27 protein-coding genes are annotated in these 25,813 nt (G+C 71.8%); 21 read left to right on the top strand and 6 right to left on the bottom strand.

The genetic code is table 11. The annotated features are described in order from the left end of the window. Positions 1 to 231 precede the first annotated feature (231 nt). The 10 genes from secY (at position 232) to truA (ending at position 7,725) form a co-directional block, all read left to right on the top strand. Positions 232 to 1,545: a preprotein translocase subunit SecY gene (gene secY, locus D1J63_RS14670; RefSeq protein WP_125629219.1), complete on the top strand. Its 1,314-nt coding sequence runs from the start codon at positions 232 to 234 to the stop codon at positions 1,543 to 1,545. Beyond that, complete coding sequence (locus D1J63_RS14665; RefSeq protein ID WP_003974247.1) at positions 1,545 to 2,198, top strand: adenylate kinase; 654 nt, start codon at positions 1,545 to 1,547, stop codon at positions 2,196 to 2,198. Before secY ends, D1J63_RS14665 begins: the two co-directional genes overlap by 1 nt. A 130-nt stretch (positions 2,199 to 2,328) precedes the next feature. Then, the gene (gene map / locus D1J63_RS14660) at positions 2,329 to 3,165 is read left to right on the top strand and encodes a type I methionyl aminopeptidase (RefSeq protein WP_102929062.1); all 837 of its coding nucleotides are present in this window, start codon (positions 2,329 to 2,331) and stop codon (positions 3,163 to 3,165) included. A gap of 171 nt (positions 3,166 to 3,336) precedes the next feature. Continuing rightward, positions 3,337 to 3,558 (top strand): translation initiation factor IF-1, encoded by a 222-nt coding sequence (gene infA / locus D1J63_RS14655; RefSeq protein WP_003948620.1) that lies wholly within the window; start codon positions 3,337 to 3,339, stop codon positions 3,556 to 3,558. Between the two features lie 68 nt (positions 3,559 to 3,626). Continuing rightward, positions 3,627 to 3,740: a 50S ribosomal protein L36 gene (gene rpmJ, locus D1J63_RS14650; protein ID WP_003974245.1), complete on the top strand. Its 114-nt coding sequence runs from the start codon at positions 3,627 to 3,629 to the stop codon at positions 3,738 to 3,740. A gap of 188 nt (positions 3,741 to 3,928) precedes the next feature. Further along, positions 3,929 to 4,309 carry a 30S ribosomal protein S13 gene (rpsM, locus tag D1J63_RS14645; RefSeq protein ID WP_004984507.1) on the top strand — a complete coding sequence of 127 codons (381 nt, stop codon included), beginning with the start codon at positions 3,929 to 3,931 and terminating at the stop codon, positions 4,307 to 4,309. 66 nt (positions 4,310 to 4,375) lie between these two features. Beyond that, positions 4,376 to 4,780 carry a 30S ribosomal protein S11 gene (gene rpsK / locus D1J63_RS14640; RefSeq protein ID WP_007443997.1) on the top strand — a complete coding sequence of 135 codons (405 nt, stop codon included), beginning with the start codon at positions 4,376 to 4,378 and terminating at the stop codon, positions 4,778 to 4,780. A gap of 224 nt (positions 4,781 to 5,004) precedes the next feature. Continuing rightward, positions 5,005 to 6,027 (top strand): DNA-directed RNA polymerase subunit alpha, encoded by a 1,023-nt coding sequence (locus D1J63_RS14635; RefSeq protein ID WP_004946635.1) that lies wholly within the window; start codon positions 5,005 to 5,007, stop codon positions 6,025 to 6,027. Positions 6,028 to 6,218: 191 nt separating this feature from the next. Beyond that, positions 6,219 to 6,722: a 50S ribosomal protein L17 gene (gene rplQ / locus D1J63_RS14630; RefSeq protein ID WP_125629218.1), complete on the top strand. Its 504-nt coding sequence runs from the start codon at positions 6,219 to 6,221 to the stop codon at positions 6,720 to 6,722. Between the two features lie 148 nt (positions 6,723 to 6,870). Beyond that, a complete protein-coding gene (truA, locus tag D1J63_RS14625; RefSeq protein WP_125629217.1) occupies positions 6,871 to 7,725 on the top strand; it encodes a tRNA pseudouridine(38-40) synthase TruA in 855 nt (284 codons plus the stop codon). Between the two features lie 9 nt (positions 7,726 to 7,734). Here truA and D1J63_RS14620 read toward each other — a convergent pair whose 3' ends face one another. Then, positions 7,735 to 8,643 carry a hypothetical protein gene (locus tag D1J63_RS14620; protein WP_125629216.1) on the bottom strand — a complete coding sequence of 303 codons (909 nt, stop codon included), beginning with the start codon at positions 8,641 to 8,643 and terminating at the stop codon, positions 7,735 to 7,737. A 74-nt stretch (positions 8,644 to 8,717) separates the two neighbouring features. Here D1J63_RS14620 and D1J63_RS14615 point away from each other — a divergent pair, with 74 nt between their 5' ends. From D1J63_RS14615 to glmM, 4 genes are all read left to right on the top strand, one after another. Next, positions 8,718 to 9,923: a glycosyltransferase family 87 protein gene (locus D1J63_RS14615; RefSeq protein WP_241235565.1), complete on the top strand. Its 1,206-nt coding sequence runs from the start codon at positions 8,718 to 8,720 to the stop codon at positions 9,921 to 9,923. A 207-nt stretch (positions 9,924 to 10,130) separates the two neighbouring features. Then, positions 10,131 to 10,574: a 50S ribosomal protein L13 gene (gene rplM, locus D1J63_RS14610; RefSeq protein ID WP_019329618.1), complete on the top strand. Its 444-nt coding sequence runs from the start codon at positions 10,131 to 10,133 to the stop codon at positions 10,572 to 10,574. Positions 10,575 to 10,616: 42 nt separating this feature from the next. Further along, the gene (gene rpsI / locus D1J63_RS14605; RefSeq protein ID WP_061443016.1) at positions 10,617 to 11,129 is read left to right on the top strand and encodes a 30S ribosomal protein S9; all 513 of its coding nucleotides are present in this window, start codon (positions 10,617 to 10,619) and stop codon (positions 11,127 to 11,129) included. Positions 11,130 to 11,365: 236 nt separating this feature from the next. Next, complete coding sequence (gene glmM / locus D1J63_RS14600) at positions 11,366 to 12,724, top strand: phosphoglucosamine mutase (protein WP_125629214.1); 1,359 nt, start codon at positions 11,366 to 11,368, stop codon at positions 12,722 to 12,724. Positions 12,725 to 12,823: 99 nt separating this feature from the next. Here glmM and D1J63_RS14595 read toward each other — a convergent pair whose 3' ends face one another. Then, complete coding sequence (locus D1J63_RS14595; RefSeq protein ID WP_125629213.1) at positions 12,824 to 13,774, bottom strand: DUF389 domain-containing protein; 951 nt, start codon at positions 13,772 to 13,774, stop codon at positions 12,824 to 12,826. A 154-nt stretch (positions 13,775 to 13,928) separates the two neighbouring features. Here D1J63_RS14595 and D1J63_RS14590 point away from each other — a divergent pair, with 154 nt between their 5' ends. Then, positions 13,929 to 14,450 (top strand): hypothetical protein, encoded by a 522-nt coding sequence (locus D1J63_RS14590; RefSeq protein ID WP_125629212.1) that lies wholly within the window; start codon positions 13,929 to 13,931, stop codon positions 14,448 to 14,450. A gap of 25 nt (positions 14,451 to 14,475) precedes the next feature. On the opposite strand, the gene coaA is transcribed toward D1J63_RS14590, so the two are convergent. Continuing rightward, a complete protein-coding gene (gene coaA, locus D1J63_RS14585; protein WP_061443013.1) occupies positions 14,476 to 15,465 on the bottom strand; it encodes a type I pantothenate kinase in 990 nt (329 codons plus the stop codon). A gap of 239 nt (positions 15,466 to 15,704) precedes the next feature. Here coaA and D1J63_RS14580 point away from each other — a divergent pair, with 239 nt between their 5' ends. Together D1J63_RS14580 and glmS are read left to right on the top strand one after the other, a co-directional pair. Further along, positions 15,705 to 16,511 carry a hypothetical protein gene (locus D1J63_RS14580; RefSeq protein ID WP_125629211.1) on the top strand — a complete coding sequence of 269 codons (807 nt, stop codon included), beginning with the start codon at positions 15,705 to 15,707 and terminating at the stop codon, positions 16,509 to 16,511. A gap of 114 nt (positions 16,512 to 16,625) precedes the next feature. Next, a complete protein-coding gene (gene glmS / locus D1J63_RS14575) occupies positions 16,626 to 18,473 on the top strand; it encodes a glutamine--fructose-6-phosphate transaminase (isomerizing) (RefSeq protein WP_102929295.1) in 1,848 nt (615 codons plus the stop codon). A 14-nt stretch (positions 18,474 to 18,487) separates the two neighbouring features. Here glmS and D1J63_RS14570 read toward each other — a convergent pair whose 3' ends face one another. Both D1J63_RS14570 and D1J63_RS14565 read right to left on the bottom strand, forming a co-directional pair. Beyond that, positions 18,488 to 18,955 carry an ASCH domain-containing protein gene (locus D1J63_RS14570; protein WP_125629210.1) on the bottom strand — a complete coding sequence of 156 codons (468 nt, stop codon included), beginning with the start codon at positions 18,953 to 18,955 and terminating at the stop codon, positions 18,488 to 18,490. A gap of 182 nt (positions 18,956 to 19,137) precedes the next feature. After that, complete coding sequence (locus D1J63_RS14565; protein ID WP_125629209.1) at positions 19,138 to 20,598, bottom strand: NAD(P)H-hydrate dehydratase; 1,461 nt, start codon at positions 20,596 to 20,598, stop codon at positions 19,138 to 19,140. An 86-nt stretch (positions 20,599 to 20,684) separates the two neighbouring features. Between D1J63_RS14565 and D1J63_RS14560 the strand changes: the two genes are divergently transcribed. After that, positions 20,685 to 21,293, top strand: a complete 609-nt coding sequence (locus tag D1J63_RS14560) for an XRE family transcriptional regulator (RefSeq protein WP_125629208.1) — start codon at positions 20,685 to 20,687, stop codon at positions 21,291 to 21,293. Positions 21,294 to 22,114: 821 nt separating this feature from the next. Here D1J63_RS14560 and D1J63_RS14555 read toward each other — a convergent pair. Further along, on the bottom strand, positions 22,115 to 22,486 hold the full coding sequence (locus D1J63_RS14555; protein ID WP_102929651.1) for a holo-ACP synthase: 372 nt from the start codon (positions 22,484 to 22,486) through the stop codon (positions 22,115 to 22,117). Between the two features lie 70 nt (positions 22,487 to 22,556). Between D1J63_RS14555 and alr the strand changes: the two genes are divergently transcribed. The 3 genes from alr (at position 22,557) to tsaE (ending at position 25,658) form a co-directional block, all read left to right on the top strand. After that, the gene (gene alr, locus D1J63_RS14550) at positions 22,557 to 23,726 is read left to right on the top strand and encodes an alanine racemase (RefSeq protein WP_125629207.1); all 1,170 of its coding nucleotides are present in this window, start codon (positions 22,557 to 22,559) and stop codon (positions 23,724 to 23,726) included. A gap of 170 nt (positions 23,727 to 23,896) precedes the next feature. Then, on the top strand, positions 23,897 to 25,147 hold the full coding sequence (locus tag D1J63_RS14545) for an alpha/beta hydrolase (RefSeq protein WP_164712845.1): 1,251 nt from the start codon (positions 23,897 to 23,899) through the stop codon (positions 25,145 to 25,147). Then, positions 25,116 to 25,658, top strand: a complete 543-nt coding sequence (gene tsaE / locus D1J63_RS14540) for a tRNA (adenosine(37)-N6)-threonylcarbamoyltransferase complex ATPase subunit type 1 TsaE (protein ID WP_164712844.1) — start codon at positions 25,116 to 25,118, stop codon at positions 25,656 to 25,658. Before D1J63_RS14545 ends, tsaE begins: the two co-directional genes overlap by 32 nt. Positions 25,659 to 25,813 lie beyond the last annotated feature (155 nt).

Here is a 25,813-nt window from a genome sequence, read left to right as displayed (position 1 = left end):
AGCGATCCCAACCGGGGATGCCCCACAAAAGGGGTATCCCCGGTTGGTCGTTCCAAGGGCATAGGTCCCGCCGGTAAGGTGGCCTGCGCTGCCCTCTTTCACGGGTGTCTCACATGAGGCACTCTGGGCGGCGGTTCAGCGTTACCCACTTAGCCGTCCACTTATCAGTCGTCAGTCGAACCTCAAGACCGTCACCCTTGACGCAGTAGCGCGGGGGTCGCAGGAGGCACCGTGCTTACCGCGTTCGCCCGGGCGTTCAAGACGCCCGACCTGCGCAAGAAGCTGTTCTTCACGCTCGGCATCATCGTGGTGTACCGGCTCGGTACCCACATCCCCATTCCAGGCGTCGACTACAAGAACGTCCAGGAGTGTGTGGACCAGGCGTCCGGCAACCAGGGCCTCTTCGGCCTGGTCAACATGTTCAGCGGTGGCGCCCTGCTGCAGATCACGGTCTTCGCGCTCGGCATCATGCCGTACATCACGGCGAGCATCATTCTTCAGCTGCTGACCGTCGTGATCCCGCGCCTGGAAGCCCTCAAGAAGGAGGGCCAGGCCGGCACGGCGAAGATCACGCAGTACACCCGCTACCTGACCGTCGCGCTCGCCATCCTCCAGGGCACCGGCCTGGTGGCCACCGCCCGCAGCGGCGCCCTGTTCTCCGGCTGCACCGTCGCCGGCCAGATCGTGCCCGACCAGGCGATCTTCACCACCATCGTCATGGTGATCTGCATGACCGCCGGTACGGCCGTCGTCATGTGGCTCGGCGAGCTGATCACCGACCGCGGCATCGGCAACGGCATGTCGATCCTGATGTTCATCTCGATCGCCGCGACCTTCCCCTCCGCCCTGTGGGCCATCAAGACCTCGGGCGACCTGGCGGGCGGCTGGATCGAGTTCGGCACCGTCCTGCTGGTCGGCTTCGTCATGGTCGGCCTGGTCGTCTTCGTGGAGCAGGCCCAGCGCCGCATCCCGGTGCAGTACGCGAAGCGCATGATCGGCCGCCGTTCCTACGGCGGTACGTCGACGTACATCCCGCTCAAGGTGAACCAGGCGGGCGTCATCCCCGTCATCTTCGCCTCGTCGCTGCTCTACATCCCGGCGCTGATCGTCCAGTTCTCCGGCTCGACATCGGGCTGGGCCGTCTGGATCCAGAAGAACCTCGCGGACACCGCGGCGACGCCGCACATCATCCTGTACTTCTTCCTGATCGTCTTCTTCGCCTTCTTCTACGTGGCCATCTCGTTCAACCCCGAGGAAGTCGCGGACAACATGAAGAAGTATGGTGGCTTCATCCCGGGCATCCGGGCTGGCCGACCGACCGCTGAGTATCTGAGCTACGTACTCAACCGGATCACCTGGCCGGGTTCGCTGTACTTGGGTCTGATCGCTCTCGTCCCGACAATGGCGTTGGCTGGTTTCGGGGCAAACCAGAACTTCCCGTTCGGCGGCACCAGCATCCTGATCATCGTGGGTGTCGGTCTCGAGACGGTGAAGCAGATCGAGAGCCAGCTCCAGCAGCGCAATTACGAAGGGTTCCTCCGCTGATGCGAATCGTCCTCGTCGGGCCTCCGGGTGCCGGAAAGGGAACGCAGGCCACCCGCCTTGCCGAGACGCTGCACATTCCGCACATCTCCACGGGTGACCTGTTCCGCGCGAACATCAGCCAGCAGACCGAACTGGGCAAGCTCGCGAAGTCCTACATGGACGCCGGCAATCTCGTGCCGGACGAGGTCACCATCGCCATGGCGAAGGACCGCATGGAGCAGCCCGACGCCGAGGGCGGCTTCCTGCTGGACGGTTTCCCGCGCAACGTCTCCCAGGCCGAGGCACTGGACGAGCTGCTCGAGACCGAGGACATGAAGCTCGACGCGGTGCTGGACCTGGAGGCCCCGGAGGACGAGGTCGTCAAGCGCATCGCCGGCCGGCGCGTCTGCCGCAACGACTCGGCCCACGTCTTCCACGTGACGTACACCCCGCCGAAGAAGGAAGGCGTCTGCGACGTCTGCGGCGGCGAGCTGTACCAGCGGGACGACGACTCCGAGGAGACGGTCCGCAAGCGGCTGGAGGTCTACCACACGCAGACCGAGCCGATCATCGACTACTACAAGTCGCAGGGTCTGGTCGCCACCATCGCGGCGACGGGCCCCGTGGACGAGGTCACCCGCCGTGCGCTGGAGGCGCTCAAGCGCGACCAGTAGTTCTCGACTCCGGCTGCAGCCGCGGTCCCCGCCCGGGGCCCGCGGCTGTGCTGTGCGGTGGGGGTGGCCCCCGCCCCGTATCGTTGGAACCGTTCCCCCGACCCCCCGGTCCAGAAAGGCCGCAGCCCCCATGGTGCAGATCAAGAACCCCGAGCAGATCGCCAAGATGCGCGAGGCGGGGCTGGTCGTCGCCGCCATCCACGCGGCCACCCGCGAGGCCGCCGTGCCCGGCGCCACGACCAGGGACCTGGACCAGGTCGCCCGCAAGGTCCTCGCGGAGCACGACGCCAAGCCGAACTTCCTCGGGTACGGCGGCTTCCCCGCCACCATCTGCACCTCGGTGAACGAGGTCGTCGTCCACGGCATCCCGTCCGACGACGTGGTCCTCAAGGACGGCGACATCATCTCCATCGACTGCGGCGCGATCATCGACGGCTGGCACGGCGACGCCGCCTACACGGCCTTCGTCGGCTCCGGTCACTCCCCGGAGCTGGTCGAGCTCTCCCGGGTGACCGAGGAGTCCATGTGGGCGGGCATCGCGGCCATGAAGCAGGGCAACCGCCTGGTGGACGTCTCCCGCGCCATCGAGACCTACATCCGCCGCCAGCCCAAGCCCGGCGGCGGCAAGTACGGGATCATCGAGGACTACGGCGGCCACGGCATCGGCACCGAGATGCACATGGACCCGCACCTGCTGAACTACGTCGACCGCAAGCGCGGCAAGGGCCCGAAGCTCGTCCCCGGCTTCTGCCTCGCCATCGAGCCGATGGTCTCCCTCGGCACCCCCCGCACCGAGGTCCTCTCCGACGACTGGACGGTCATCACCACGGACGGCACCTGGTCCTCCCACTGGGAGCACTCGGTGGCCCTGACCGAGCAGGGTCCCCTGGTCCTGACCGCCCCGGACGGCGGCAGGGCCAAGCTGGCGGAGCTGGGGATCACCGCGGCCCCGGACCCGCTGGCCTGAGCCCCCTGCATAACGATCTCGTATCCGGGGCAGACTTCCTCGTTTCGCCTTTCCGGGGTCGCTGACGTAGACTGACTCGTCGGCTCACGTGTGCCCGCATGTCCGGTGGTTCGCCCCGGGGATGCACCGCCCACAGGAGCCGATCAAGGTAGTCGATTCGAAGGGCGAAGCGTGGCCAAGAAGCAAGGTGCCATCGAGATCGAAGGCACTGTCGTCGAGTCTCTTCCGAACGCCATGTTCAAGGTGGAGCTCCAGAACGGCCACCAGGTCCTGGCACACATCAGCGGCAAGATGCGCATGCACTACATCCGCATCCTCCCTGACGACCGGGTCGTGGTGGAGCTGTCTCCGTACGACCTGACGCGTGGCCGGATCGTCTACCGGTACAAGTAGATCTTGCCCACGCCCCGTGCGCCCCGCGCGCGGGTCCGCCGGCAACTGACCCGGAGAACCTCACACCCATGAAGGTCAAGCCGAGCGTCAAGAAGATCTGCGACAAGTGCAGGGTGATCCGCCGTCACGGTCGGGTCATGGTCATCTGCGACAACCCGCGCCACAAGCAGCGCCAGGGCTGACGCCTGACCGTTCCCTCCGCGATTCGCATGACTTCGCGCGACGCGAGCTGAACATGTTCATACGCAGGACCCGGGCGAGCGATCGCCCGACACCCCCGGTTCGGAGGCCGGGGACCCGGTTCGTACCTCATACGGCGGCTGGGAGCCGGTTCTGTGGAAGACCTCCGACAATCAACTGGAGCCATTGAATGGCACGCGTTTCCGGTGTTGACATCCCGCGCGAAAAGCGCGTGGAGATCGCCCTCACCTACGTGTTCGGCATCGGCCGGACCCTCTCGCAGCAGACGCTCGCCGCCACCGGCGTGGACCCGAACACCCGTGTTCGGGACCTCTCCGAGGAGCAGCTCGTCGCGATCCGCGAGTACGTCGACAACAACATCAAGACCGAGGGTGACCTCCGTCGCGAGATCCAGGCCGACATCCGCCGCAAGGTCGAGATCGGTACCTACCAGGGTCTCCGTCACCGTCGCGGTCTGCCCGTCCGCGGTCAGCGCACCAGCACGAACGCCCGCACCCGCAAGGGCCCGCGTCGCGCCATCGCCGGCAAGAAGAAGCCGGGCAAGAAGTAGTCCGCAGCGGACTCGCCGTCCAGCGGTCTTCGCTGTAGGACCGACCACCTCCCGTAGGAGAACGACATGCCCCCCAAGGGACGTCAGGGCGCGACCAAGAAGGTGCGCCGCAAGGAAAAGAAGAACGTCGCTCACGGCCACGCGCACATCAAGAGCACGTTCAACAACACGATCGTGTCCATCACGGACCCGACCGGCAACGTGATCTCCTGGGCCTCCGCCGGCCACGTCGGCTTCAAGGGCTCCCGGAAGTCCACGCCGTTCGCCGCGCAGATGGCCGCCGAGTCGGCTGCCCGCCGCGCGCAGGAGCACGGCATGCGCAAGGTCGACGTCTTCGTCAAGGGCCCGGGTTCCGGTCGTGAGACCGCCATCCGCTCCCTGCAGGCGACCGGCCTCGAGGTCGGCTCCATCCAGGACGTCACGCCCACCCCGCACAACGGCTGCCGTCCGCCGAAGCGTCGTCGCGTCTGACGAGCCGGTTCACTGCGGCTCGGCTGTCGGCTGGGGGTGTGGGGGTTATCCCCCACATGTCGCAGCACGGCTGCCGTCCGCCGAAGCGTCGTCGCGTCTGATCTCGCTTCAGCGCTTCACCAGGGTTTTCCGGGCGGTACGGCTCTTTAGGGTCGTATCGCCCGTACCCTTGCAGTACTAGTCGGGCGTCAAATAGCGGGCGCCCCTGACTGAAGGATCACCACATGCTGATCGCTCAGCGTCCCTCGTTGACCGAAGAGGTCGTCGACGAGTTCCGCTCCCGGTTCGTCATCGAGCCGCTGGAGCCGGGCTTCGGCTACACCCTCGGCAACTCCCTCCGCCGCACCCTCCTCTCGTCGATCCCCGGCGCTGCTGTCACCAGCATCCGCATCGACGGTGTCCTGCACGAGTTCACCACCGTGCCGGGCGTCAAGGAGGACGTCACCGACCTGATCCTCAACATCAAGCAGCTGGTCGTCTCCTCGGAGCACGACGAGCCCGTCGTGATGTACCTGCGCAAGCAGGGCCCGGGTCTGGTCACCGCCGCCGACATCGCGCCCCCGGCCGGTGTCGAGGTGCACAACCCCGACCTCGTCCTGGCCACGCTCAACGCCAAGGGCAAGCTGGAGATGGAGCTGACCGTCGAGCGCGGTCGCGGCTACGTCTCGGCCGTGCAGAACAAGCAGGTGGGCCAGGAGATCGGCCGTATCCCGGTCGACTCGATCTACTCGCCGGTTCTCAAGGTCACGTACAAGGTCGAGGCCACGCGTGTCGAGCAGCGCACCGACTTCGACAAGCTGATCGTCGACGTCGAGACCAAGCAGGCCATGCGTCCCCGCGACGCCATGGCTTCCGCCGGCAAGACCCTGGTCGAGCTGTTCGGTCTCGCCCGCGAGCTGAACATCGACGCCGAGGGCATCGACATGGGTCCGTCCCCGACGGACGCCGCGCTGGCCGCCGATCTGGCGCTGCCGATCGAGGAGCTGGAGCTCACCGTTCGGTCGTACAACTGCCTCAAGCGCGAGGGCATCCACTCCGTGGGTGAGCTCGTGGCTCGTTCCGAGGCCGACCTGCTCGACATCCGCAACTTCGGTGCGAAGTCGATCGACGAGGTCAAGGCCAAGCTCGCGGGCATGGGCCTCGCGCTGAAGGACTCGCCTCCCGGGTTCGACCCGACCGCCGCGGCGGACGCGTTTGGCGCCGACGACGACGCGGACGCGGGCTTTGTCGAGACCGAGCAGTACTAAGAGCTCGGGTTCGACGGTTCGTTTTCGGCTGCCGGTCGGCTGTGGCTGGTCGCGCAGTTCCCCGCGCCCCTCTGGGGCGCGGACCCTCCGGGGTGCTTGCAAGGCGCCCCGGATCTCCGACAGGCGGCCGCCTGCTCGGATACTGACTCCGGTACCTGATACGGCCGGGGCAGACACCTAGGAGAAACATCATGCCGAAGCCCACCAAGGGTGCCCGTCTGGGCGGCAGTGCCGCGCACGAGAAGCTGCTCCTCGCGAACCTGGCGAAGAGCCTCTTCGAGCACGGCCGCATCACCACCACCGAGGCGAAGGCGCGCAAGCTGCGTCCGTACGCCGAGCGGCTGGTCACCAAGGCGAAGAAGGGCGACCTTCACAACCGCCGTCAGGTGCTCCAGGTGATCACGGACAAGAGCATCGTCCACACGCTCTTCACCGAGATCGGCCCGCGCTACGAGAACCGTCCCGGTGGCTACACCCGGATCACCAAGATCGGTAACCGCCGTGGCGACAACGCGCCCATGGCCGTCATCGAGCTGGTCGAGGCGCTGACCGTGGCGCAGCAGGCCACCGGCGAGGCCGAGGCCGCGACGAAGCGTGCCGCCAAGGATGCCGAGGGCACCGAGGCTGCCGAGGCCAAGGTCGACACGACCAAGGCCGACGACGAGGCTGCGGCCGAGGAGTCCAAGGACGCGTAAGCGTTCTGCCGGGTGGCTGTGCGATCGCGGCTGCGGCCTTCGTCGTGGCTAGTCGCGCAGTGCCCCGCGCCCCTTGAAAGCAGGGCGTTGGCGGGTCCGTTCCTTTCGAGGGGCGGGCCCGCTTTCGTGTGGGTGAGAGGATTTCTGGGTGAGTGACGAAGTGCAGCCCGGTCATGTCCGTGTCCGTCTCGATCTCTCCTATGACGGGAGCGAGTTCTCCGGGTGGGCCAAGCAGGCCGGGGGGCGGCGGACCGTGCAGGGGGAGATCGAGGACGCGTTGCGGACCGTGACGCGGTCGCGGGAGACGTACGAGCTGACCGTGGCGGGGCGGACCGACGCCGGCGTGCACGCGCGGGGGCAGGTCGCGCACGTCGATCTGCCGCGCGAGGTGTGGGCCGAGCACCACGTGAAGCTGCTCAAGCGGCTCGCGGGGCGGCTGCCCAGGGACGTGCGGGTGTGGGCGCTCAGGGAGGCGCCGAGCGGCTTCAACGCCCGGTTCTCGGCGGTCTGGCGGCGCTACGCCTACCGGGTCACCGACAATCCCGGCGGCGTCGACCCGCTGCTGCGCGGACACGTGCTGTGGCACGACTGGCCCCTCGACGTGGACGCCATGAACGAGGCCGCCCGCGGACTGCTGGGCGAGCACGACTTCGCCGCCTACTGCAAGAAGCGGGAGGGGGCCACCACCATCCGGACGCTGCAGGAGCTGAGTCTCGTGCGGGGCGAGGACGGGATCGTCACCGCGACCGTGCGCGCCGACGCCTTCTGCCACAACATGGTGCGCTCGCTCATCGGGGCGCTGCTGTTCGTCGGCGACGGGCACCGTACGCCCGACTGGCCGGCGAAGGTGCTCGCCGCGGGCGTACGGGACTCCGCCGTGCACGTCGTGCGGCCGCACGGGCTGACCCTGGAGGAGGTCGGCTACCCGGCCGACGAGCTGCTGGCGGCCCGGAACAAGGAGGCGCGCAACAAGCGGTCGCTGCCGGGGGCCGGCTGCTGCTGAGGCGGGCCGTCAGCCCTCCGCCGCCGCCGATGCCTGGGCCTCGCCGCGCCGGCGGATCTGCCGGAAGGCGAACTCGGCCAGGTCGTCGCCGGCCCGGAACACCCCGGTGGACTTCTCCGTGACGTTCTTGCCGTCCGTGAAACCGGCGACGGTGAAGTAGGCGTAGCGGCCGTAGGAGTTGGTGGTGGAGCGGCAGATGGCGCCGGTGCAGAAGGACTTGACGCCGCCGCCGGACAGCGAGCGCACGATGCTCTCCTTGTCGGCGTCCTTCTTCGCCTTCGAAGCCTGTGCCTCCGTGTCGAAGACGGCCACGCCGACGGTCACGGCGGTGTCGCCCTTGGTGTAGGTGACGCGGAGCAGGCGCGTGCACTTGTTGGTGTCGAGGACCTTCGGCAGGGTGCCCTGGGCGGCGGAGCCGCAGGTGCGGGTGTCGGCCGTCGGGCCCTTCTTGTACACCGTCTCGCCCATGGTCAGCTGGGTGCCGGGGAAGAGCAGGTCCGGGCTGAGCGGGGCCTTGTCCTTCTTGGCGCTGGAGACGAAGTCCTTCGGGTCCAGCGGCGGCGGCGCGCTGGTCGGGGCGAAGGACGGCTGGGTGGCCGTGGCGCTGGGTATGTCCGCCGTCGAGGGGAGCTGCGAGGAGGGGCCGTCGGAGGCCTGGCCGGAACCGTTCGCCGAGACGACGGCCACCGCCACGGCCCCGGCTATCGCCACGGTGGCCAGCGCGCCGCCGCCGATGAAGAGCAGCCGGCGCCGCTTGGCACGGGCCTCGGAGGCCTCGGCGAGGGCGGCCCAGTCCGGGGTGTTGTCACTGTTCCCGCTGTTCCAGGGCTGCTGCGACTGCGGCTGCTGCGGCTGCTGCTGCGATTGCGGTGTCCAGGGATCCCACTGCGACTGAGGTCCCCCCTGCCCAAAGCTCATGGGCGGCATCTTAGACGTGCCTATGGGCGTGCTGGTGCCGGGACTTGGGGGCCGCAGGGCCTAGCGTTCCGTCCATGCGGACGGGCAAAAGCGACATCTCCGGGTGGTTGGTGCGGCCGGCGGGAGGGCATCTGTGGGCGGTGCTCGTGACGGTGCTGGCGGCGTCCGCCGTGCATGCGGCGCGGGCGGCCCCGGACGGTGGGATGGACAACGCGATCGTCGTGCGGGCCGCCCGCACCTGGCTGGCCGGCGGCTCCCCGTACGACGATCCGCACTTCCTCTATCTGCCGAGCGCCGTCCTGGCCGCCGTGCCGCAGGCGCTGCTGCCCGGGGCCGTCCTGCGGGTGCTGGTGCCGTGCGCGGTGACGGCCCTGCTCGCGCTGGCCTGGGCCTGTGCGCTGCGGCTGCACCGGGTGCCGCTGGGCAGCCGGCTCGCGGCCCTCGGGCTGACCGGGCTCGCGCTGGGCTTCGCGCCGTTCGGGCACCTGGTGCGGCTCGGCAACTGGACGGTGACGGCGACGGTGGCGCTGCCGCTGGCCCTGCTGCTGGCGAGCCGGGGGCGCTGGACCGGGGCGGGGGTCGTCATCGGGGCGGCCGTGGCGCTCAAACCGCTGCTCGCGCCGGTCGTCCTGCTCTTCGTCTTCGCCGGGCGGTGGCGGGCCCTGGCCGCCGCCGTTCTGGTGCCCGCGCTGGCCTCCGCCGCGGCGGCGCTGGCGATGCCAGACCCGGCGGGCTTCTTCACCCGCACCCTGCCCTTCCTGCTGCACGGCGACGACGGCTTCGTACGGCTCTACGAGGCCTCCCCGGCGGCCGTGCTGCCCCGGCTCGGGGTGCCGCCGGCGCTCGCGCAGGGGCTCGCGGTGGCCGCGGCGTGCGCCGGGGTGCTCTGCGCGTACCGGCGCTGGCGGCGCGCCGACCCCGGGCCGCTGCGGCTGGCGGAGACCGGCGCGGGGCTGATGCTCTCCGCGTTCCTGGTCTCCCGGCCGTCCTACGACCACTACCTCCTGGTCGCCCTGCCGCTGCTGCTCGCCGGGCTGCCGTACGCCGGGTCGGTGGCCCGCGGGGTGTGGTTCTGGATCGCCCTGGTGCCCCAGGTGCCGGGGCTGACCTGGCCCTGGCTGGAGGGGGAGCGGCGGCGGGCCTTCCGGGACGCGTTCACGCTGTGTGTGCTGGCGGTGACGGTCGCCCGGCAGACCGGGACCGGTGCGGCGGGCGCCGGGGGACGGGTGCCGCCGGGCCGGGCGCCGGAGCCCGAGCGCGCCCCCGCGGCCCCGTTTTGACCGGGCCGCCGGGGCCCGGGTATTCTGCACAGCTGTATGTGTATTGGCTTGCTCATTCTCACGTGAGGGGCCCTTACACCGGTCCACCGGGACCGATGACCAGCGACCTGCACGCGGTATGCGTCACCGCGGTGCGGTCAGGGCTGTCGTGATCGTCTTCGGTGACCATGTCAGGACCACTCACTGAAGAAGCGAAGGCTACGAACCGTGCGTACGTACAGCCCCAAGCCCGGCGATGTGACGCGCCAGTGGCACGTCATCGACGCTCAGGACGTCGTCCTGGGTCGTCTCGCCACCACCGCCGCCACGCTGCTGCGCGGCAAGCACAAGCCGATCTACGCGCCGCACGTCGACGCTGGTGACTTCGTCATCATCATCAACGCCGACAAGGTGCACCTCTCCGGCAACAAGCGGACCCAGAAGATGGCGTACCGCCACTCCGGGTACCCGGGCGGCCTGCGCTCCGTGCGCTACGACGAGCTGCTCGACAAGAACCCGGAGAAGGCCATCGAGAAGGCCGTCAAGGGCATGCTCCCGAAGAACTCCCTGGGCCGTCAGATGCTCTCGAAGCTGAAGGTCTACAAGGGTGACCAGCACCCGCACGGCGCGCAGCAGCCGCAGCCGTTCGAGATCACCCAGGTCGCGCAGTAAGTCCGGCCACCCCCTAAGACTGAAGAGAATCTGAGGAGCATCGTGGCCGAGACCACTGCCGAGCAGCCGCTCGAAGAGCTTGACATCGACAGCTACACCACCGAGTCCGAGGTCCCCGTCGAGGGCGAGTACACCTCGGAGTCCCTGGCCTCCGCGTTCGGTGAGCCCCAGCCGGCCGCCGGCCTGGGCCGCCGCAAGAACGCCATCGCCCGTGTCCGGATCGTCCCGGGCACCGGCAAGTGGAAGGTCAACGGGCGCACGCTCGAGGACTACTTCCCGAACAAGGTGCACCAGCAGGAAGTCAACGAGCCCTTCAAGGTGCTCGAGCTCGACAACCGCTACGACGTCATCGCCCGCATCTCGGGCGGCGGCGTCTCCGGTCAGGCCGGTGCGCTCCGTCTCGGTGTCGCGCGTGCGCTGAACGAGGCCGACGTCGACAACAACCGCGGCCCCCTCAAGAAGGCCGGCTACCTGACCCGTGACGACCGTGCGGTCGAGCGGAAGAAGGCCGGTCTGAAGAAGGCCCGCAAGGCTCCGCAGTACAGCAAGCGCTAAGTCGTACCGGCTGGTCCGGCTGTACTCCGAACGCCCCGGCGGCACGCCACTGTGCTGCCGGGGCATTCGTTTATCCCTGCCGTTGGGCGTATAACGGCACAAGACGTTCTAAGGCTTATGTGATCGATGGTCGGGCGCCGCGCGCCCGGGCCTTCGGGAGCCGACTGCGTGGGCCGCTGCGTGGGCCGCACTCATCGCCAGCCGCTTCCGGAATTGACGTTTCCTCAGGAGGACAAGTGGGACGACTCTTCGGCACGGACGGTGTGCGCGGTGTCGCCAACGCGGATCTGACGGCCGAGCTGGCGCTCGGCCTCTCCGTCGCCGCGGCGCACGTACTGGCCGAGGCGGGCACCTTCGCCGGGCACCGCGCGACCGCGGTGGTCGGCCGGGACCCGCGCGCCTCCGGGGAGTTCCTGGAGGCCGCCGTGGTCGCGGGCCTGGCCAGCGCCGGCGTGGACGTGCTGCGGGTCGGCGTGCTGCCGACGCCCGCGGTGGCCCACCTCACCGGCGCGCTCGGCGCCGACCTCGGCGTGATGCTGTCCGCCAGCCACAACGCCATGCCCGACAACGGCATCAAGTTCTTCGCCCGCGGCGGCCACAAGCTCGCCGACGAGCTGGAGGACCGCATCGAGTCCGTCTACGCCGAGCATCGCACCGGCGCCCCCTGGGACCGCCCGACCGGCGCCGGTGTCGGCCGCGTCCGCGACTACGACGAGGGGCTCGACCAGTACGTCGCCCACCTCGTCGGCGTCCTGCCGAACCGTCTCGACGGGCTGAAGATCGTCCTGGACGAGGCGCACGGCGCGGCCTCCCGGGTCTCCCCGGAGGCGTTCGCGCGGGCCGGCGCCGAACTGGTCACCATCGGCGCGGTGCCCGACGGCCTCAACATCAACGACGGCTGCGGCTCCACCCACCTCGACCTGCTCAAGGCCGCCGTCGTCGAGCACGGCGCCGACCTCGGCATCGCCCACGACGGCGACGCCGACCGCTGCCTGGCCGTGGACCACACCGGTGCGGAGGTCGACGGCGACCAGATCCTCGCCGTGCTCGCGCTCGCGATGCGGGAGCGGGAGGCGCTGCGCTCGGACACCGTCGTCGCGACCGTCATGTCCAACCTGGGCTTCAAGCTCGCCATGGAGCGCGAGGGCATCCGGTTCGTGGCGACCTCGGTCGGCGACCGGTACGTCCTGGAGGAGATGAAGGAGCACGGCTACGCCCTGGGCGGCGAGCAGTCCGGGCACGTCATCATCCTCGACCACGCCACGACCGGTGACGGCACGCTGACCGGCCTGATGCTGGCGGCGCGGGTCGCGCAGACCGGCCGTTCGCTGCGGGACCTGGCGTCCGTGATGGAGCGGCTGCCGCAGGTGCTGGTCAATGTGCCGGATGTGGACAAGTCGCGGGTGACGAGCTCTGCCGAGCTGGCCACGGCGGTTGCGGAGGCGGAGCGGGAGCTTGGCAGCACCGGGCGGGTGCTGTTGCGTCCCTCCGGGACGGAGCCTCTTGTGCGGGTGATGGTGGAGGCGGCGGACATCGAGCAGGCTCGGGCTGTGGCGGGGCGGCTGGCCGATTCGGTGAAGTCCGCGCTGGGGTAGTTTTCTGCGCCGGGTTCGAGGTGGGGGTGCTGTGTGATGCGGGCTGCGGGTTCGTTGTGGCTGGTCGCGCAGTTCCCCGCGCCCCTTGGGCGGGTTTCCTCACCCGGCGTTGTCAGGTTTGGTCAGTCGGTTGCGTTGGGTTGACCACAAAGCCTTCTGGGCCAGCAGCGTGACGGTTCCGGCGACCACGATGCCTGCCAGGTTGAGCAGGAGTTGTTCGGTGGAGCCCACCGTCTGCTTCGTGTCGCCGAAGCTCAGGGCCACGGCCGCGTTCGCGGCGGCCGGCACCGTGGTGACCGAGATGGCGACACCCACCAGGGCGCCGGACTTCGCCGAGGTGAGGGACAGCGTGCCCGCGATGCCGGCGAGGATCGCCACCACGAAGGAGAAGGCGTCCGGGGCGTAGACGAAACCGGTGTTGGGCCGGTCGCCCTCCAGTCGGCCCTCGCTGAACAGGCCGAACCCGTCCATGATCCAGCTGAAGCCCACCGTCACCGCCATCGCCGCCGCGAAGCCCACCAGCAGGGCGATCAGGGAACGCAGGGCGAGGCGCGGTGCCTTCTGGACGATCGCCGTGCAGATCCCGGCGAGGGGGCCGAACTCGGGGCCGACCGCCATCGCGCCCACGATCAGGATCGCGTTGTCGAGGACCACACCGCAGGCCGCGATCATCGTGGCCAGCGTGATGAAGGCGACGTAGGTGATGGAGAGCGTCGACTCCTCGTGGGTCGCCTCCTCCAACTGCTCCCACAGCACGGCGTCGGCGGCCTCGCCGGGCGCGTCCCGCTCCGCCCGGTCGGCCCGCTCGGACAGCGACAGGTCGATGTTCTCGGCGGTGATGGCGCCACAGCTTTCGAGGTCCAACGCCCGCAGGCGGCTGATGAGTTCGTCACCGGCCTCGCGGGCCACGTCGCACATGACGACGTCGCCCTCGGGTTCGCGGGCGGCGCCCGGCAGGACGACGAGGTGGGTGGTGCCGACCGTACGGTCGATCATGCGGACCACCTCGTCGGTGCGGTCGGCCGGGGTGATCAGGCGCAGATGCAGCATGGCGGCAGCGTAGCCATGCGGGGCGGCGCGTCTGATCGGTGCGACAGGAGCGGCCTCGACGCCACCGGTCCGTGATCATCAGGAGATCTGCGAACGCTACTGTTCAGGGCGCATTGGCCGAGGTGAGAGGGGCCTGGTGATGAGCCGGAGTCGTATGCGGGCGCGAACCGCGCTGTCGGTGGCGTTCGTCTGGGCGGCGACGAGCGGTACGGCCGTCGCCGCGACCGGCGCCGCTCTGCCGTGGGACGGGGGCCGGGCGGCGGCGGCCGTGGCGGTGACGCGGCAGGCCGCCGCACAGGAACTCGCCGTCTGGGACGCACAGCGGGAAGCGGCGTACCAGGAGGCCGTGCGCGAGGCCGTGTCCCGGGCGCGGGAGTGGAAGGCCGCGGCGCTGGGCGCCGGTTCGGCCACCGTCTCCGCACCGGCCCGGGGGCAGGAGGGCACTTCGACGGGGGCGGCGGCGCGCGACGGGTCGGCGGCGGGGGGTTCCGCCGCGACGGGCAGCGGGTCCGGGTCCGGGTCGGGATCCGACATGGCCGCCCGGATACAGGACGCGCTCGACACGCCCCACCCGCGCCCCGAGAGCACGCCCGAGGTGGATCCGGAGCACCAGCAGGCGGTCGAGGACTCCTTCACCGACCCGGTCAAGGAACTCACCTACAGCCCCGCCCCCTGACCGGCGCGGACGGCCGGGGCCGGGCTCACAGCTTGCGCAGGCTCAGGCGCTGCACCTTGTGGTCGGGTCCCTTGCGCAGCACCAGGGTGGCCCGGCCCCGGGTGGGGGCCACGTTCTCCACCAGGTTGGGCTTGTTGATGGTGCGCCAGGTGGTGCGGGCGTAGTCGAGGGCCTCCTCCTCCGACACCTGCGTGTACTTGCGGAAGTACGAGGACGGGTTCTGGAAGGCGGTCGCGCGCAGCTTGCGGAAGCGGTTGAGGTACCAGCGCTCGATGTCCTCGGTGCGCGCGTCGACGTACACGCTGAAGTCGAAGTAGTCGGCCAGCCCGACCCTGGTGCGGCCGTCCTTGCCGGGCAGCGCGGGCTGGAGCACGTTCAGGCCCTCGACGATCAGGATGTCGGGGCGGCGGACCACCAGCCGCTGGTCCGGGACGATGTCGTAGATGAGGTGGGAGTAGACCGGCGCGGTCACCTCCGCCTTGCCCGCCTTGATGTCGGCGACGAACCGGGTCAGCGCCCGGCGGTCGTAGGACTCGGGGAAACCTTTCCGCGACATGAGGCCGCGCGCCTCCAGCTCCCGCGTCGGCAGCAGGAAGCCGTCGGTGGTGACCAGCTCCACGCGCGGGTGCTCGGGCCAGCGCGACAGCAGCGCCTGGAGCAGGCGGGCGACGGTGGACTTGCCGACCGCGACCGAGCCGGCGACCCCTATGACGAAGGGGGTGCCGGACTGGGAGCCCTGCTCGCCGAGGAAGGTGTTCAGCGCGCCGCGCAGGCCGTCGGTGGCGCCGACGTAGAGGTTGAGCAGCCGGGAGAGCGGGAGGTAGATGTCCCGCACCTCGTCGAGGTCGATGACGTCGCCGAGACCGCGCAGCTTCTCGACCTCCTCGGCGGTCAGCGGCAGCGGCGTCTTGTCGCGCAGCGCGCTCCACTCGGGGCGGGTGAGGTCGACGTAGGGAGTCGCCTCCGGCCGCTGCCGGTGGGCGCTCCGGGATATCGAGGGGACCGGAGAGATCACAGTCCATTGTTAACGGAGTACGAACGGGGCGGCAGGTGGGGTGCGTCACGCCCCGGGGAGATCACGGTCGGGTCTCGGCCGGCCAGTTTCGATCGTACGTGCGATTGCCGTGGGTAAGGTGCGGGCAAAGTCGACCGGATCCGAACGCCGGTGTCGACGCGACTCCCCAGACTCCGACGCGATCGGACGCGGCCCGACCCGGCCACGTCCCCACGCGCATCCGACGAAAGAGTGCCGACGTGAGTTCGACCGCTGTCCGCCGTACAGCCCTCGCGGCGTCCGCCGCCGCCCTGGCCCTGCTCGCCACCGCCTGCGGCGGCTCCTCGGACGACGACGGCGGGGCCGGTGACGACAAGGCGAAGGCGGAGCAGTCCGCCCCGGCGGGCGACGCCGGCCAGTCCGCCCCCGCGGGCAAGGCGCTGACCGCCGCCGAGCTGGAGAAGGTCGCCCTCGCCCAGTCCGACGTGAAGAACGGCGAGGTCGCCACCGAGCTGTCGGCGGACGACCAGGTGGCCAAGAGCGAGATCTCGACGGACGACAAGGCCTGTCTGCCGCTCGTCCACGTCCAGGGTGCCCTGGCCCAGGGCGAGCCGGCGGCGGACGTGCAGCGCTCCTGGCAGGGGCAGACGGAGTCGCCCTCCGAGAGCAAGGGCCCGGACGGCCAGGACATGACCGACGTCGACGTGAACAAGATCCTGCTGAACGTCGCCTCCTACGCGGACGGCGGCGCCGAGCAGGCGATGGCGGGGCTGAAGACGGCCGTCGAGAAGTGCGCGGGCGGCTTCGAGACGACCGTGGGCAGCGACAGGATGCGGGTCACCGAAGTGAGCGGCGTGGAGCGCCTCAAGGCCGGTGACGAGGGGCTCACCGTCGACCTCGGAGTGGCCACCGGCGGGGACGGCAGCGGGCTCATGAAGCTCGTCGCGGTCCGCAAGGGCTCCACGCTCGCCACCTTCAGCGTGGTCAACCTCTCCGCGATGATGACCGGCGCGGACTTCGAGGTCCCCTCGGACGTCGTCGACGCCCAGGTCGCCAAGCTCGGCTGAGACACCGGAGGCGGGCGGGCGGCGTTCGTACCCCGGTGGGAATTTCCGATTTCGGGCACAGAACGGCCCCTTCTGGATCGCTGCACGGCCGATCTTGCTCGTAGGCTGCCGCGTATGTGCGGAATCGTGGGATACGTAGGGCCTCAGTCGGCACTCGACGTCGTGATGGCCGGACTGAAGCGGCTCGAGTACCGGGGATACGACTCGGCGGGCGTCGCCGTGCTCGCGGACGGGGGCCTCGCCACCGCCAAGCGGGCCGGCAAGCTCGTCAACCTCGACAAGGAACTGTCCGAGCATCCGCTGCCGTCCGCCGCCACCGGCATCGGCCACACCCGCTGGGCCACCCACGGCGGCCCCACCGACGCCAACGCCCACCCGCACCTCGACAACGCGGGCCGGGTCGCCGTGGTCCACAACGGCATCATCGAGAACTTCGCCCCGCTGCGGGCCGAGCTGGCGGAGCGCGGCCACGCGCTGGGTTCGGAGACCGACACCGAGGTCGTCGCCCACCTGCTCGCCGAGGAGTACTCCGCCTGCGCCGACCTCGCCGAGGCGATGCGGCTGGTGTGCCGGCGGCTGGAGGGCGCGTTCACGCTGGTCGCGGTGCACGCGGACGCGCCGGACGTGGTGGTGGGCGCCCGCCGCAACTCGCCGCTCGTGGTGGGCGTGGGGGAGGGCGAGTACTTCCTCGCCTCGGACGTCGCGGCCTTCATCGCCCACACCCGGGACGCCGTCGAACTGGGCCAGGACCAGGTCGTCGAACTGCGGCGGGACGGCGTCACCGTCACCGCCTTCGACGGCACCCCGGCCGACGTCCGCTCCTACCACGTCGACTGGGACGCCTCGGCCGCCGAGAAGGCTGGCTACGCCTCCTTCATGCTCAAGGAGATCGCCGAGCAGCCGAAGGCCGTCGCCGACACCCTCCTCGGCCGCATCGACGCCTCCGGCACGCTGAGCCTGGACGAGGTGCGCATCCCCGCCGGGGTGCTCCGGGAGGTCGACAAGGTCGTCGTCGTCGCCTGCGGAACGGCCTTCCACGCCGGCCTCATCGCCAAGTACGCCATCGAGCACTGGACGCGCATCCCCTGCGAGGTGGAGCTGGCCAGCGAGTTCCGCTACCGCGACCCGATCCTCGACCAGCAGACCCTGGTCGTCGCGATCTCCCAGTCCGGCGAGACCATGGACACCCTGATGGCCCTGCGCCACGCCCGCGAACAGGGCGCCCGGGTCCTCGCCATCTGCAACACCAACGGCTCGACCATCCCCCGCGAGTCGGACGCCGTGCTCTACACCCACGCGGGCCCCGAGGTCGCCGTCGCCTCCACCAAGGCCTTCCTGACCCAGCTCGTCGCCTGCTACCTGGTCGCCCTCTACCTGGGCCAGGTGCGCGGCACCAAGTACGGCGACGAGATCCGCGACGTGGTCCGCGACCTGTCCGGCATCTCCGGCGCCGTCGAACGGGTCCTGGGGACCATGGACCCCGTACGGGAACTGGCCCGCTCCCTCGCCCACAAGAACACGGTGCTCTTCCTCGGCCGGCACGTCGGCCACCCCGTCGCCCTCGAAGGCGCCCTCAAGCTGAAGGAGCTGGCGTACATGCACGCCGAGGGCTTCGCGGCGGGCGAGCTGAAGCACGGGCCGATCGCGCTGATCGAGGAGGACCTGCCGGTCGTGGTCGTGGTGCCGTCCCCGCGCGGCCGCTCGGTCCTGCACGACAAGATCGTGTCCAACATCCAGGAGATCCGCGCCCGCGGCGCCCGCACCATCGTCATCGCCGAGGAGGGCGACGAGGCGGTCGTCCCGTACGCCGACCACCTCGTCCGCGTCCCGGCCACCCCGACGCTGCTGCAACCCCTGGTGGCCACGGTGCCGTTGCAGGTCTTCGCCTGCGAACTGGCGACGGCCCGCGGCAACGAGGTGGACCAGCCGCGCAACCTGGCGAAGTCGGTGACGGTGGAGTAGCCCCGCAGGGGCCCTCAGCCGCCGGTGCCGGGCAGCACGGTGACGACCCGGAAGCGTTCCAGGACCGCCGGTGTCGTGTCGTCCACCGTGAACCCCGGATCGCCCAGCGCCGCGCGCATCTCCTCGCCGTGCCAGAACCGCTCGTGGTCCGCGCGCCACTCGGCCACGCTCGTGTGTCCCTCGCCCTCGTCGACCGCGTGGGCGAGGTCCACCTCGGCCAGCGGGACGACGCGGACCTGCGTCACCTCGGTGACGGCGACCGGGCGGCCGGACGAGTCGACGACCACCGCACGGTGCCCGGGCCGCGGCAGCGGGTCGCCGTCGTGCTCGTAGTCGGCGACCAGGCCCGTCGTCGAGGTCTTCGAACCGTCGAGGATCGCGGCGACCAGCCGGTCGCGCAGCGGACCGGGGAACGCGAACTCCGCCCGGGGGAGCGCGTCGAGGTCCGGGAGGTCCGGGTCCGGGGCCGGTGCGGCGGTCATGTGCTCACCGTACCGGCGCGGCCCGCACCCGGGCCCGCGGTCTCAATCCCCCCGCACGTCCCGCCAGGGCTGTGGGTTCATGCGCCCGGTACGTGCCGCCAGGGCTGCGGGTTCATTCGCCCGGTACGTGCCGCCAGGGCTGCGGGTTCATGCGCCCGGCACGTCCCGCCAGGGCTGCGGCTTCATTCGCCCCGCACGTCCCGCCAGGCCCGCGGGATCGCCTCCGCGACGTCGTGCGCTCCCGCGGGCGCGCCCTGTGCCGCGAAGCGGCCCGCGAGGCCGTGGAGGTAGGCGCCCGCGCTCCCCGCGTCCACCGCCGACAGGCCCGCCGCCAGCAGTGAGCCCGCCAGGCCGGACAGCACGTCCCCGCTGCCGGCCGTGGCGAGCCACGAGGTCCCCGTCGCGTTGACCCGGACGGGACCGCCCCGCGCGTCGGCCACCAGCGTCGTCGAGCCCTTCAGCAGCACCGTCGCGCCGTACCGCGCCGCCAGTTCGCGCACCGAGGCCAGCCGGTTCCCCTCGACCTCCTCCCGGGCCACCCCGAGCAGCGCCGCCGCCTCCCCGGCGTGCGGGGTCATCAACGTCGGTGCCCTGCGCGCCCGTACGGCGTCCGCGTCGGCCAGCCGCAGGCCGTCCGCGTCGATCAGCACCGGCACCTCCGCCGCCAGCACCTGGGCCACCGTCGCCGCGTCGTCACCGGCGCCCGGCCCGACCACCCACGCCTGCACCCGCCCCGCCCGCTGCGGCCCCCGGTCGGACACGAGCGTCTCCGGGAAGCGGGCGATCACCGCGTCCCCCGCCGGCCCGACGTACCGCACCGCCCCGGCCCCGCCCCGCAGCGCGCCCGCGACGGCGAGTACGGCCGCGCCGGGGTAGCGGGCCGAGCCGGCCGCGATGCCCACGACCCCGCGCCGGTACTTGTCGCTCTCGGCCGCCGGCACCGGCAGCAGGCGGGCCACGTCCGCGTGCTGCAACGCCTCCAGCTCCGCCCCTTCGCGGGGCAGGGGCAGGCCGATGTCCACCAGCCGCACCGACCCGGCGTACTCCCGCGCCGGATCGATCAGCAGCCCCGGCTTGTGCGCCCCGAACGTCACCGTCAGGTCGGCCCGCACCACGTCCCCCGGGACCCGGCCGGTGTCCGCGTCGACGCCGCTCGGCAGGTCGACGGCGACCACGGCGGCCCGGGAGCGCGCGGCCGCGTCCGCCAGCGGTACGGCCTCCTTCCGCAGGCCGCCCCTGCCGCCGATCCCGACGATGCCGTCGAGGACCAGGTCGGCCCCCGCGATCCGTTCCGTCGCCGCGGCCGGGGCCGCCCCGGCGTCCAGCGTCCGGCCGCCCGCCCGGCGCAGCGCCGCCAGCCCGCCGCCGTGCGCCCGCTCCGGCGCGAGCAGCAGCGCCGTCACGCCCGCGCCCCGCCGGGCCAGCCGCGCGCCCGCGTACAGGGCGTCGCCGCCGTTGTCGCCGCTGCCGACCAGCAGCACCACCCGGCTGCCGTAGACCCGCCCGGCCACCCGGCCCAGCAGCTGGGCGCAGGCGGCGGCCAGCCCGGCCGCGGCCCGTTGCATCAGCGCCCCCTCCGGCAGCCGTGCCATCAGCTCCCGTTCGGCGTTCCTGACCGTTTCCACGCTGTACGCAGTCCGCATGCCGTCGAGTCTTCCCCGTACGCCGGGAACACGCACGGTCCCCGCCCCGCCGTCCTGCGGGTCGCGCGATGGGGGACAGTGGTCCCATGACCGGCGGTGACGACGAGACGGCACAGGTGATGACCTCGCTCGGGACCCGCCTGCGCGCCATCCGGCAGGCCCGCGGGCTCACCCTGGCCCAGCTCGCCGCCGTCACCGGCATCTCCGTGAGCACCCTGTCCCGGCTGGAGTCGGGGCGGCGCGAGCCGGGGCTGCGGCACCTGCTGCCGCTGGCCCGGGCGCACCGGCTGCCGCTGGACGAACTCGTCGGTTCGCGGACCGGCGACCCCCGCGTCCATCCCCGCCCCTTCACCCGGCACGGACAGACGTGGGTCCCGCTCACCCGCAACCCGAACGACGGTCTGCACGCCTACAAACAGATCCTCCCCGCCCCGGCCACCCCGCGCACCGAGTGGACACCGCGCCCCGAGCAGGGCTCGCACGAGGGCCACGAGTGGCTCTACGTCCTCTCCGGCCGTCTCCTCCTCGCCCTCGGCGAGCACGACCTCGTGCTGACGGCGGGGGAGACGGCGGAGTTCGACACCCGCGTCCCGCACGGCATCGCCAACGCCGGGGACCAGCCCGTGGAGTGGATCGCCCTCTACGGCGCCCAGGGCGAACGCATGCACATCCGGGTCCGCCCGACCGCCAACTGACCGCACGACGGACACCGGAACCGGGCTACGCTACGGCGGCCCACCCGGCGGCCACGGGTCCGGACCGTCCGGTCACGGGTCGGGGTCGTCCGGTCACGGGTCGGGGTCGTCCGGTCACGGGTCCGGGCCGTCCGGCCATGGGACCCGGCCGTCCGGTCATGGGTCCCGGCCGTCCGGTCACGGTCTCGGGGCGCCTGGCCGCCGTGGCCCGGGACGCCTGGCTGTCATGGCCCGTCGCGCCCGGCTGCCGTGGGGCCGACCCGTCCGGCCACGGGGTTGCCGTCGCGCCTCGTCCGTCGCCCCCGGCCTCACCCGCCGCCCCGCCTCCCGTGCCTCGTCCGTCGCCTCCGCCCCCGGCCGCCCTTGGCCTTGTCCTCGCCCCTGCTCCGGCCTTGTCCGTCGCGACTGGCTGCCGTGGGGGCCGACCCGTTCGGCCACGGGGTCGCCCCCGGCCTCACCCGCCGCCCCGTCTCCCGCGCCTTGTCCGTCGCCCCCGGCCGCCCTTGGCCTTGTCCGTCTCGCCTGTTCGTCGTCCTCGTCCGTCGCGCCTGTGGACGGCTTGGGGTCGTGCTCGCCCGTCCACGCCGCCGGTGTCGGTCTGTGGACGGCCTGGGGGCGTACTCGCCCGTCAAGCGCCGGCGAGGCCGGTCTGTGGACGGTTTCGGGGCGTGTTCGCCCATTGGCGTCGGCGGGATCGGTCTGTGGACGGGCCGCGTGCTCGCCCGTCGACGTCGCCGAGGCCGGTCCGTGGACGGCTCCCGGTCGCGCTCGCCCCTCGGCGCCGACCGCCGGTCCGTCGCGGCCCGGTCCGCCGGACGCCCCTACCCCTCGGCGATCACCACCGCCGACGCGATCCCCGCGTCGTGGCTCAGGGACACGTGCCACGACGCCACGCCCAGCTCCGCCGCCCGCGCCGCCACCGTCCCCGTCACGCGCAGCCGGGGCCGCCCGCTGTCCTCGACGTACACCTCGGCGTCCGTCCACAGCAGTCCCGCCGGTGCGCCCAGCGCCTTGGCCAGCGCCTCCTTCGCCGCGAAGCGGGCGGCGAGCGAGGCGACGCCCCGGCGCTCACCGCTGGGCAGCAGCAACTCGCTCGCCACGAAGAGCCGCCCCGCCAGGGCCGGCGTGCGCTCCAGCGACGCCCCGAACCGCTCGACCTCGGCCACGTCGATCCCGACCCCGATGATGCTCATGCCGGAACCCTAGCCACTGCCGGGCGGCGTCGAACCGGGGCGCCGGGTGCTCTGAGAGACTGGGGGCACGATGAGCGAGACACCTGCTCGGCCGGACGCGGTACTGCGCGCCCGGGCCGAGATCGACCTGGCCGCCCTGCGGGCCAACGTCCGCGCCCTGCGCGAACGGGCCCCCGGGGCGGCTCTCATGGCCGTCGTCAAGGCGGACGCCTACGGCCACGGCGCGCTCCCCTGCGCCCGCGCCGCCGTCGAGGCCGGCGCGAGCTGGCTCGGCACCGCCACCCCGCAGGAGGCCCTCGCCCTGCGGTCGGCGGAGGCCGGACTGCCGGACGACGTACGGATCATGTGCTGGCTGTGGACGCCGGGCGGGCCCTGGCGGGAGGCGGTCGAGGCCCGTCTCGACGTGTCCGTCAGCGCCATGTGGGCCATGGAGGAGGTCGTCGCGGCGGCCCGGGCGGCCGGCGTGCCCGCGCGCGTGCAGCTCAAGGCCGACACCGGCCTCGGACGGAACGGCTGCCAGCCCGGCGCGGACTGGGAAGAGCTGGTCGGGGCCGCGCTGCGGGCCGAGGGGGAGGGGCTGCTGCGGGTCACCGGGCTCTGGTCCCACTTCGCCTGCGCCGACGAGCCCGGCCACCCCTCGATCGCCGCGCAGCTCACCCGCTTCCGGGAGATGACGGCGTACGCCGAGCGGCAGGGACTGCGCCCCGAGGTGCGGCACATCGCCAACTCGCCCGCCACCCTCACCCTCCCCGACACCCACTTCGACCTCGTACGGCCCGGCATCGCGATGTACGGCGTCTCGCCCAGCCCCGAGATCGGCACCCCGGCCGACTTCGGGCTGCGCCCCGCGATGACGCTGTCCGCCTCCCTGGCCCTGGTCAAGCAGGTCCCCGGCGGCCACGGCGTCAGCTACGGGCACCACTACACCACCCCCGGCGACACCACCCTCGGCCTCGTCCCGCTCGGCTACGCGGACGGCATCCCGCGCCACGCCTCCTCCACCGGCCCCGTCCTGGTCGACGGCAAGTGGCGCACGGTCGCGGGGCGGATCGCGATGGACCAGTTCGTCGTCGACCTGGGCGGTGACCGGCCCGAACCGGGCGCCGAGGCCGTGCTGTTCGGGCCCGGCGACCGCGGCGAGCCGACCGCCGAGGACTGGGCCCAGGCGGCGGGCACCATCGCGTACGAGATCGTCACCCGGATCGGAACCCGCGTTCCGCGCGTCTACGTCAACGAGTGACGGGAACGAAGCGACAGAAACGCGCGACAGAAACGCGTGACAGAAACGCGTGACAGGACCGCGCGACAGGAACGAGCGCCAGGCCGTACGACGCGCGGCCAGGTGAAACGGCGACGAGCAGCGGGTGGCGCACAGCGGCCCGGTGAACCCGGCGAAGAGGAGCGGTGCACGTGAGCGAGAGCAGCGGGGAGGCCGTCGCGGCGGCCGTCGCCTCCGCCACGGAGGCCGCCGGCGGCGGCTGGCGCCGGGCGACCGGCATCGCCGGGGTCGCGATAGGCGTGGTCGCGGCGGGCGCCGCGGCCGGCGTGGCGATAGAACGGCTCACCGTCGGCCGCGGAATGCGCCAGAAGGCCCGCCTCGCGCTCGACTCGGCGGGCCCGTACGGCGGACTGCGCGGCACCCCCGGCAGGGCGTACGCCGAGGACGGCACCGAGCTGTACTACGAGGTCGACGAGCTCGATCCGGCGGCCGACGCCGAGGTCCACCGCGCCCCGCGCCGCAGGCGGCTGTTCGGCCGTAAGGCGCCCGCGCCCGTCACCGTCGTCTTCAGCCACGGCTACTGCCTCAACCAGGACTCCTGGCACTTCCAGCGGGCGGCCCTCAGGGGCGTCGTCCGCACCGTCCACTGGGACCAGCGCAGCCACGGACGGTCCGGGCGGGGCGTGGCCCAGACGCGGGACGACCGGCCGGTCAGCATCGAGGAGCTGGGCCGCGACCTCAAGGCCGTCATCGACGCGGCCGCGCCCGAGGGCCCGCTCGTGCTGGTCGGGCACTCCATGGGCGGCATGACCGTGATGGCCCTGGCCGACGCCTTCCCCGACCTGGTCCGCGAGCGCGTCGTCGGCGTCGCCCTCGTCGGCACGTCGTCCGGACGGCTGGGCGAGGTCAACTTCGGGCTGCCGGTGGCCGGCGTCAACGCGGTGCGGCGGGTGCTGCCGGGCGTACTCAAGGCGCTGGGGCAGCGGGCCGAGCTGGTGGAGAAGGGGCGGCGGGCGACGGCCGACCTGTTCGCCGGGATCATCAAGCGGTACTCGTTCGCGTCCCGGGACGTCGACCCGGCCGTGGCCCGGTTCGCCGAGCGGATGATCGAGTCGACGCCGATCGACGTCGTCGCCGAGTACTACCCGGCCTTCAACGACCACGACAAGACCGAGGCCCTCGCCCACTTCGCCGATCTTCCGGTGCTGGTCCTGGCCGGGGTGCGGGACCTGGTGACGCCGAGCGAGCACAGCGAGGCGATCGCCGGCCTGCTGCCGGACGCGGAGCTGGTCCTGGTCCCCGACGCGGGGCACCTGGTGATGCTGGAGCACCCGGAGCTGGTGACCGACCGCCTCGCAGACCTGCTCGCCCGCGCGGGCGCGGTGCCGGCAGCGGCTACCGTGGACGGTTATGGAAGCACCAGCAGCGCAGGGCCCGGCTGAGCCCTCCGGTCACTCCTCCGGCCCGTCCGCCGACGTCGAGATCACCGTCACCTCCCCCGAGCAGATGCGGGAACTGGGCCGCAGACTCGCCAAACTGCTGCGCGCCGGTGACCTGGTGATGCTCAGCGGCGAACTGGGCGCGGGCAAGACGACCCTGACCCGCGGCCTCGGCGAGGGCCTCGGCGTGCGCGGTGCCGTCACCTCCCCGACCTTCGTGATCGCCCGCGTGCACCCCTCGCTCGGCGACGGACCGCCGCTCGTCCACGTGGACGCCTACCGGCTGTCCGGCGGCCTGGACGAGATGGAGGACCTCGACCTCGACGTCTCCCTGCCCGACTCGGTGATCGTGGTCGAGTGGGGCGAGGGCAAGGTCGAGGAACTGACCGAGGACCGGCTGCGGGTCCGCATCGACCGGGCCGTCGGCGACACCACGGACGAGGTGCGGCACGTGACGGTCACCGGACTCGGCGAGCGGTGGTCCACGGCCGACGTGAGCGTCCTCGCGGGCTGAGCCGCCCCGGCGCGCCCCTCGGGCGGGGACCACGAGCCCACGGGCCCTCGGACCGGGGCCACGATCCACGGGGCCCTCGGGTCGGCCACGGGTCCACGGGCTGGGCCTACGGGGCCTTCGGGTCGGCCACGGGTCCACGGGCCGGACCCACGGGG

The organism is Streptomyces sp. KPB2 (assembly GCF_003950055.1).
GTDB classification, from domain to species: domain Bacteria; phylum Actinomycetota; class Actinomycetes; order Streptomycetales; family Streptomycetaceae; genus Streptomyces; species Streptomyces salinarius.
Note: the sequence above shows the minus strand (reverse complement) of the source record. Positions and strands in the feature narration are given on the sequence as shown.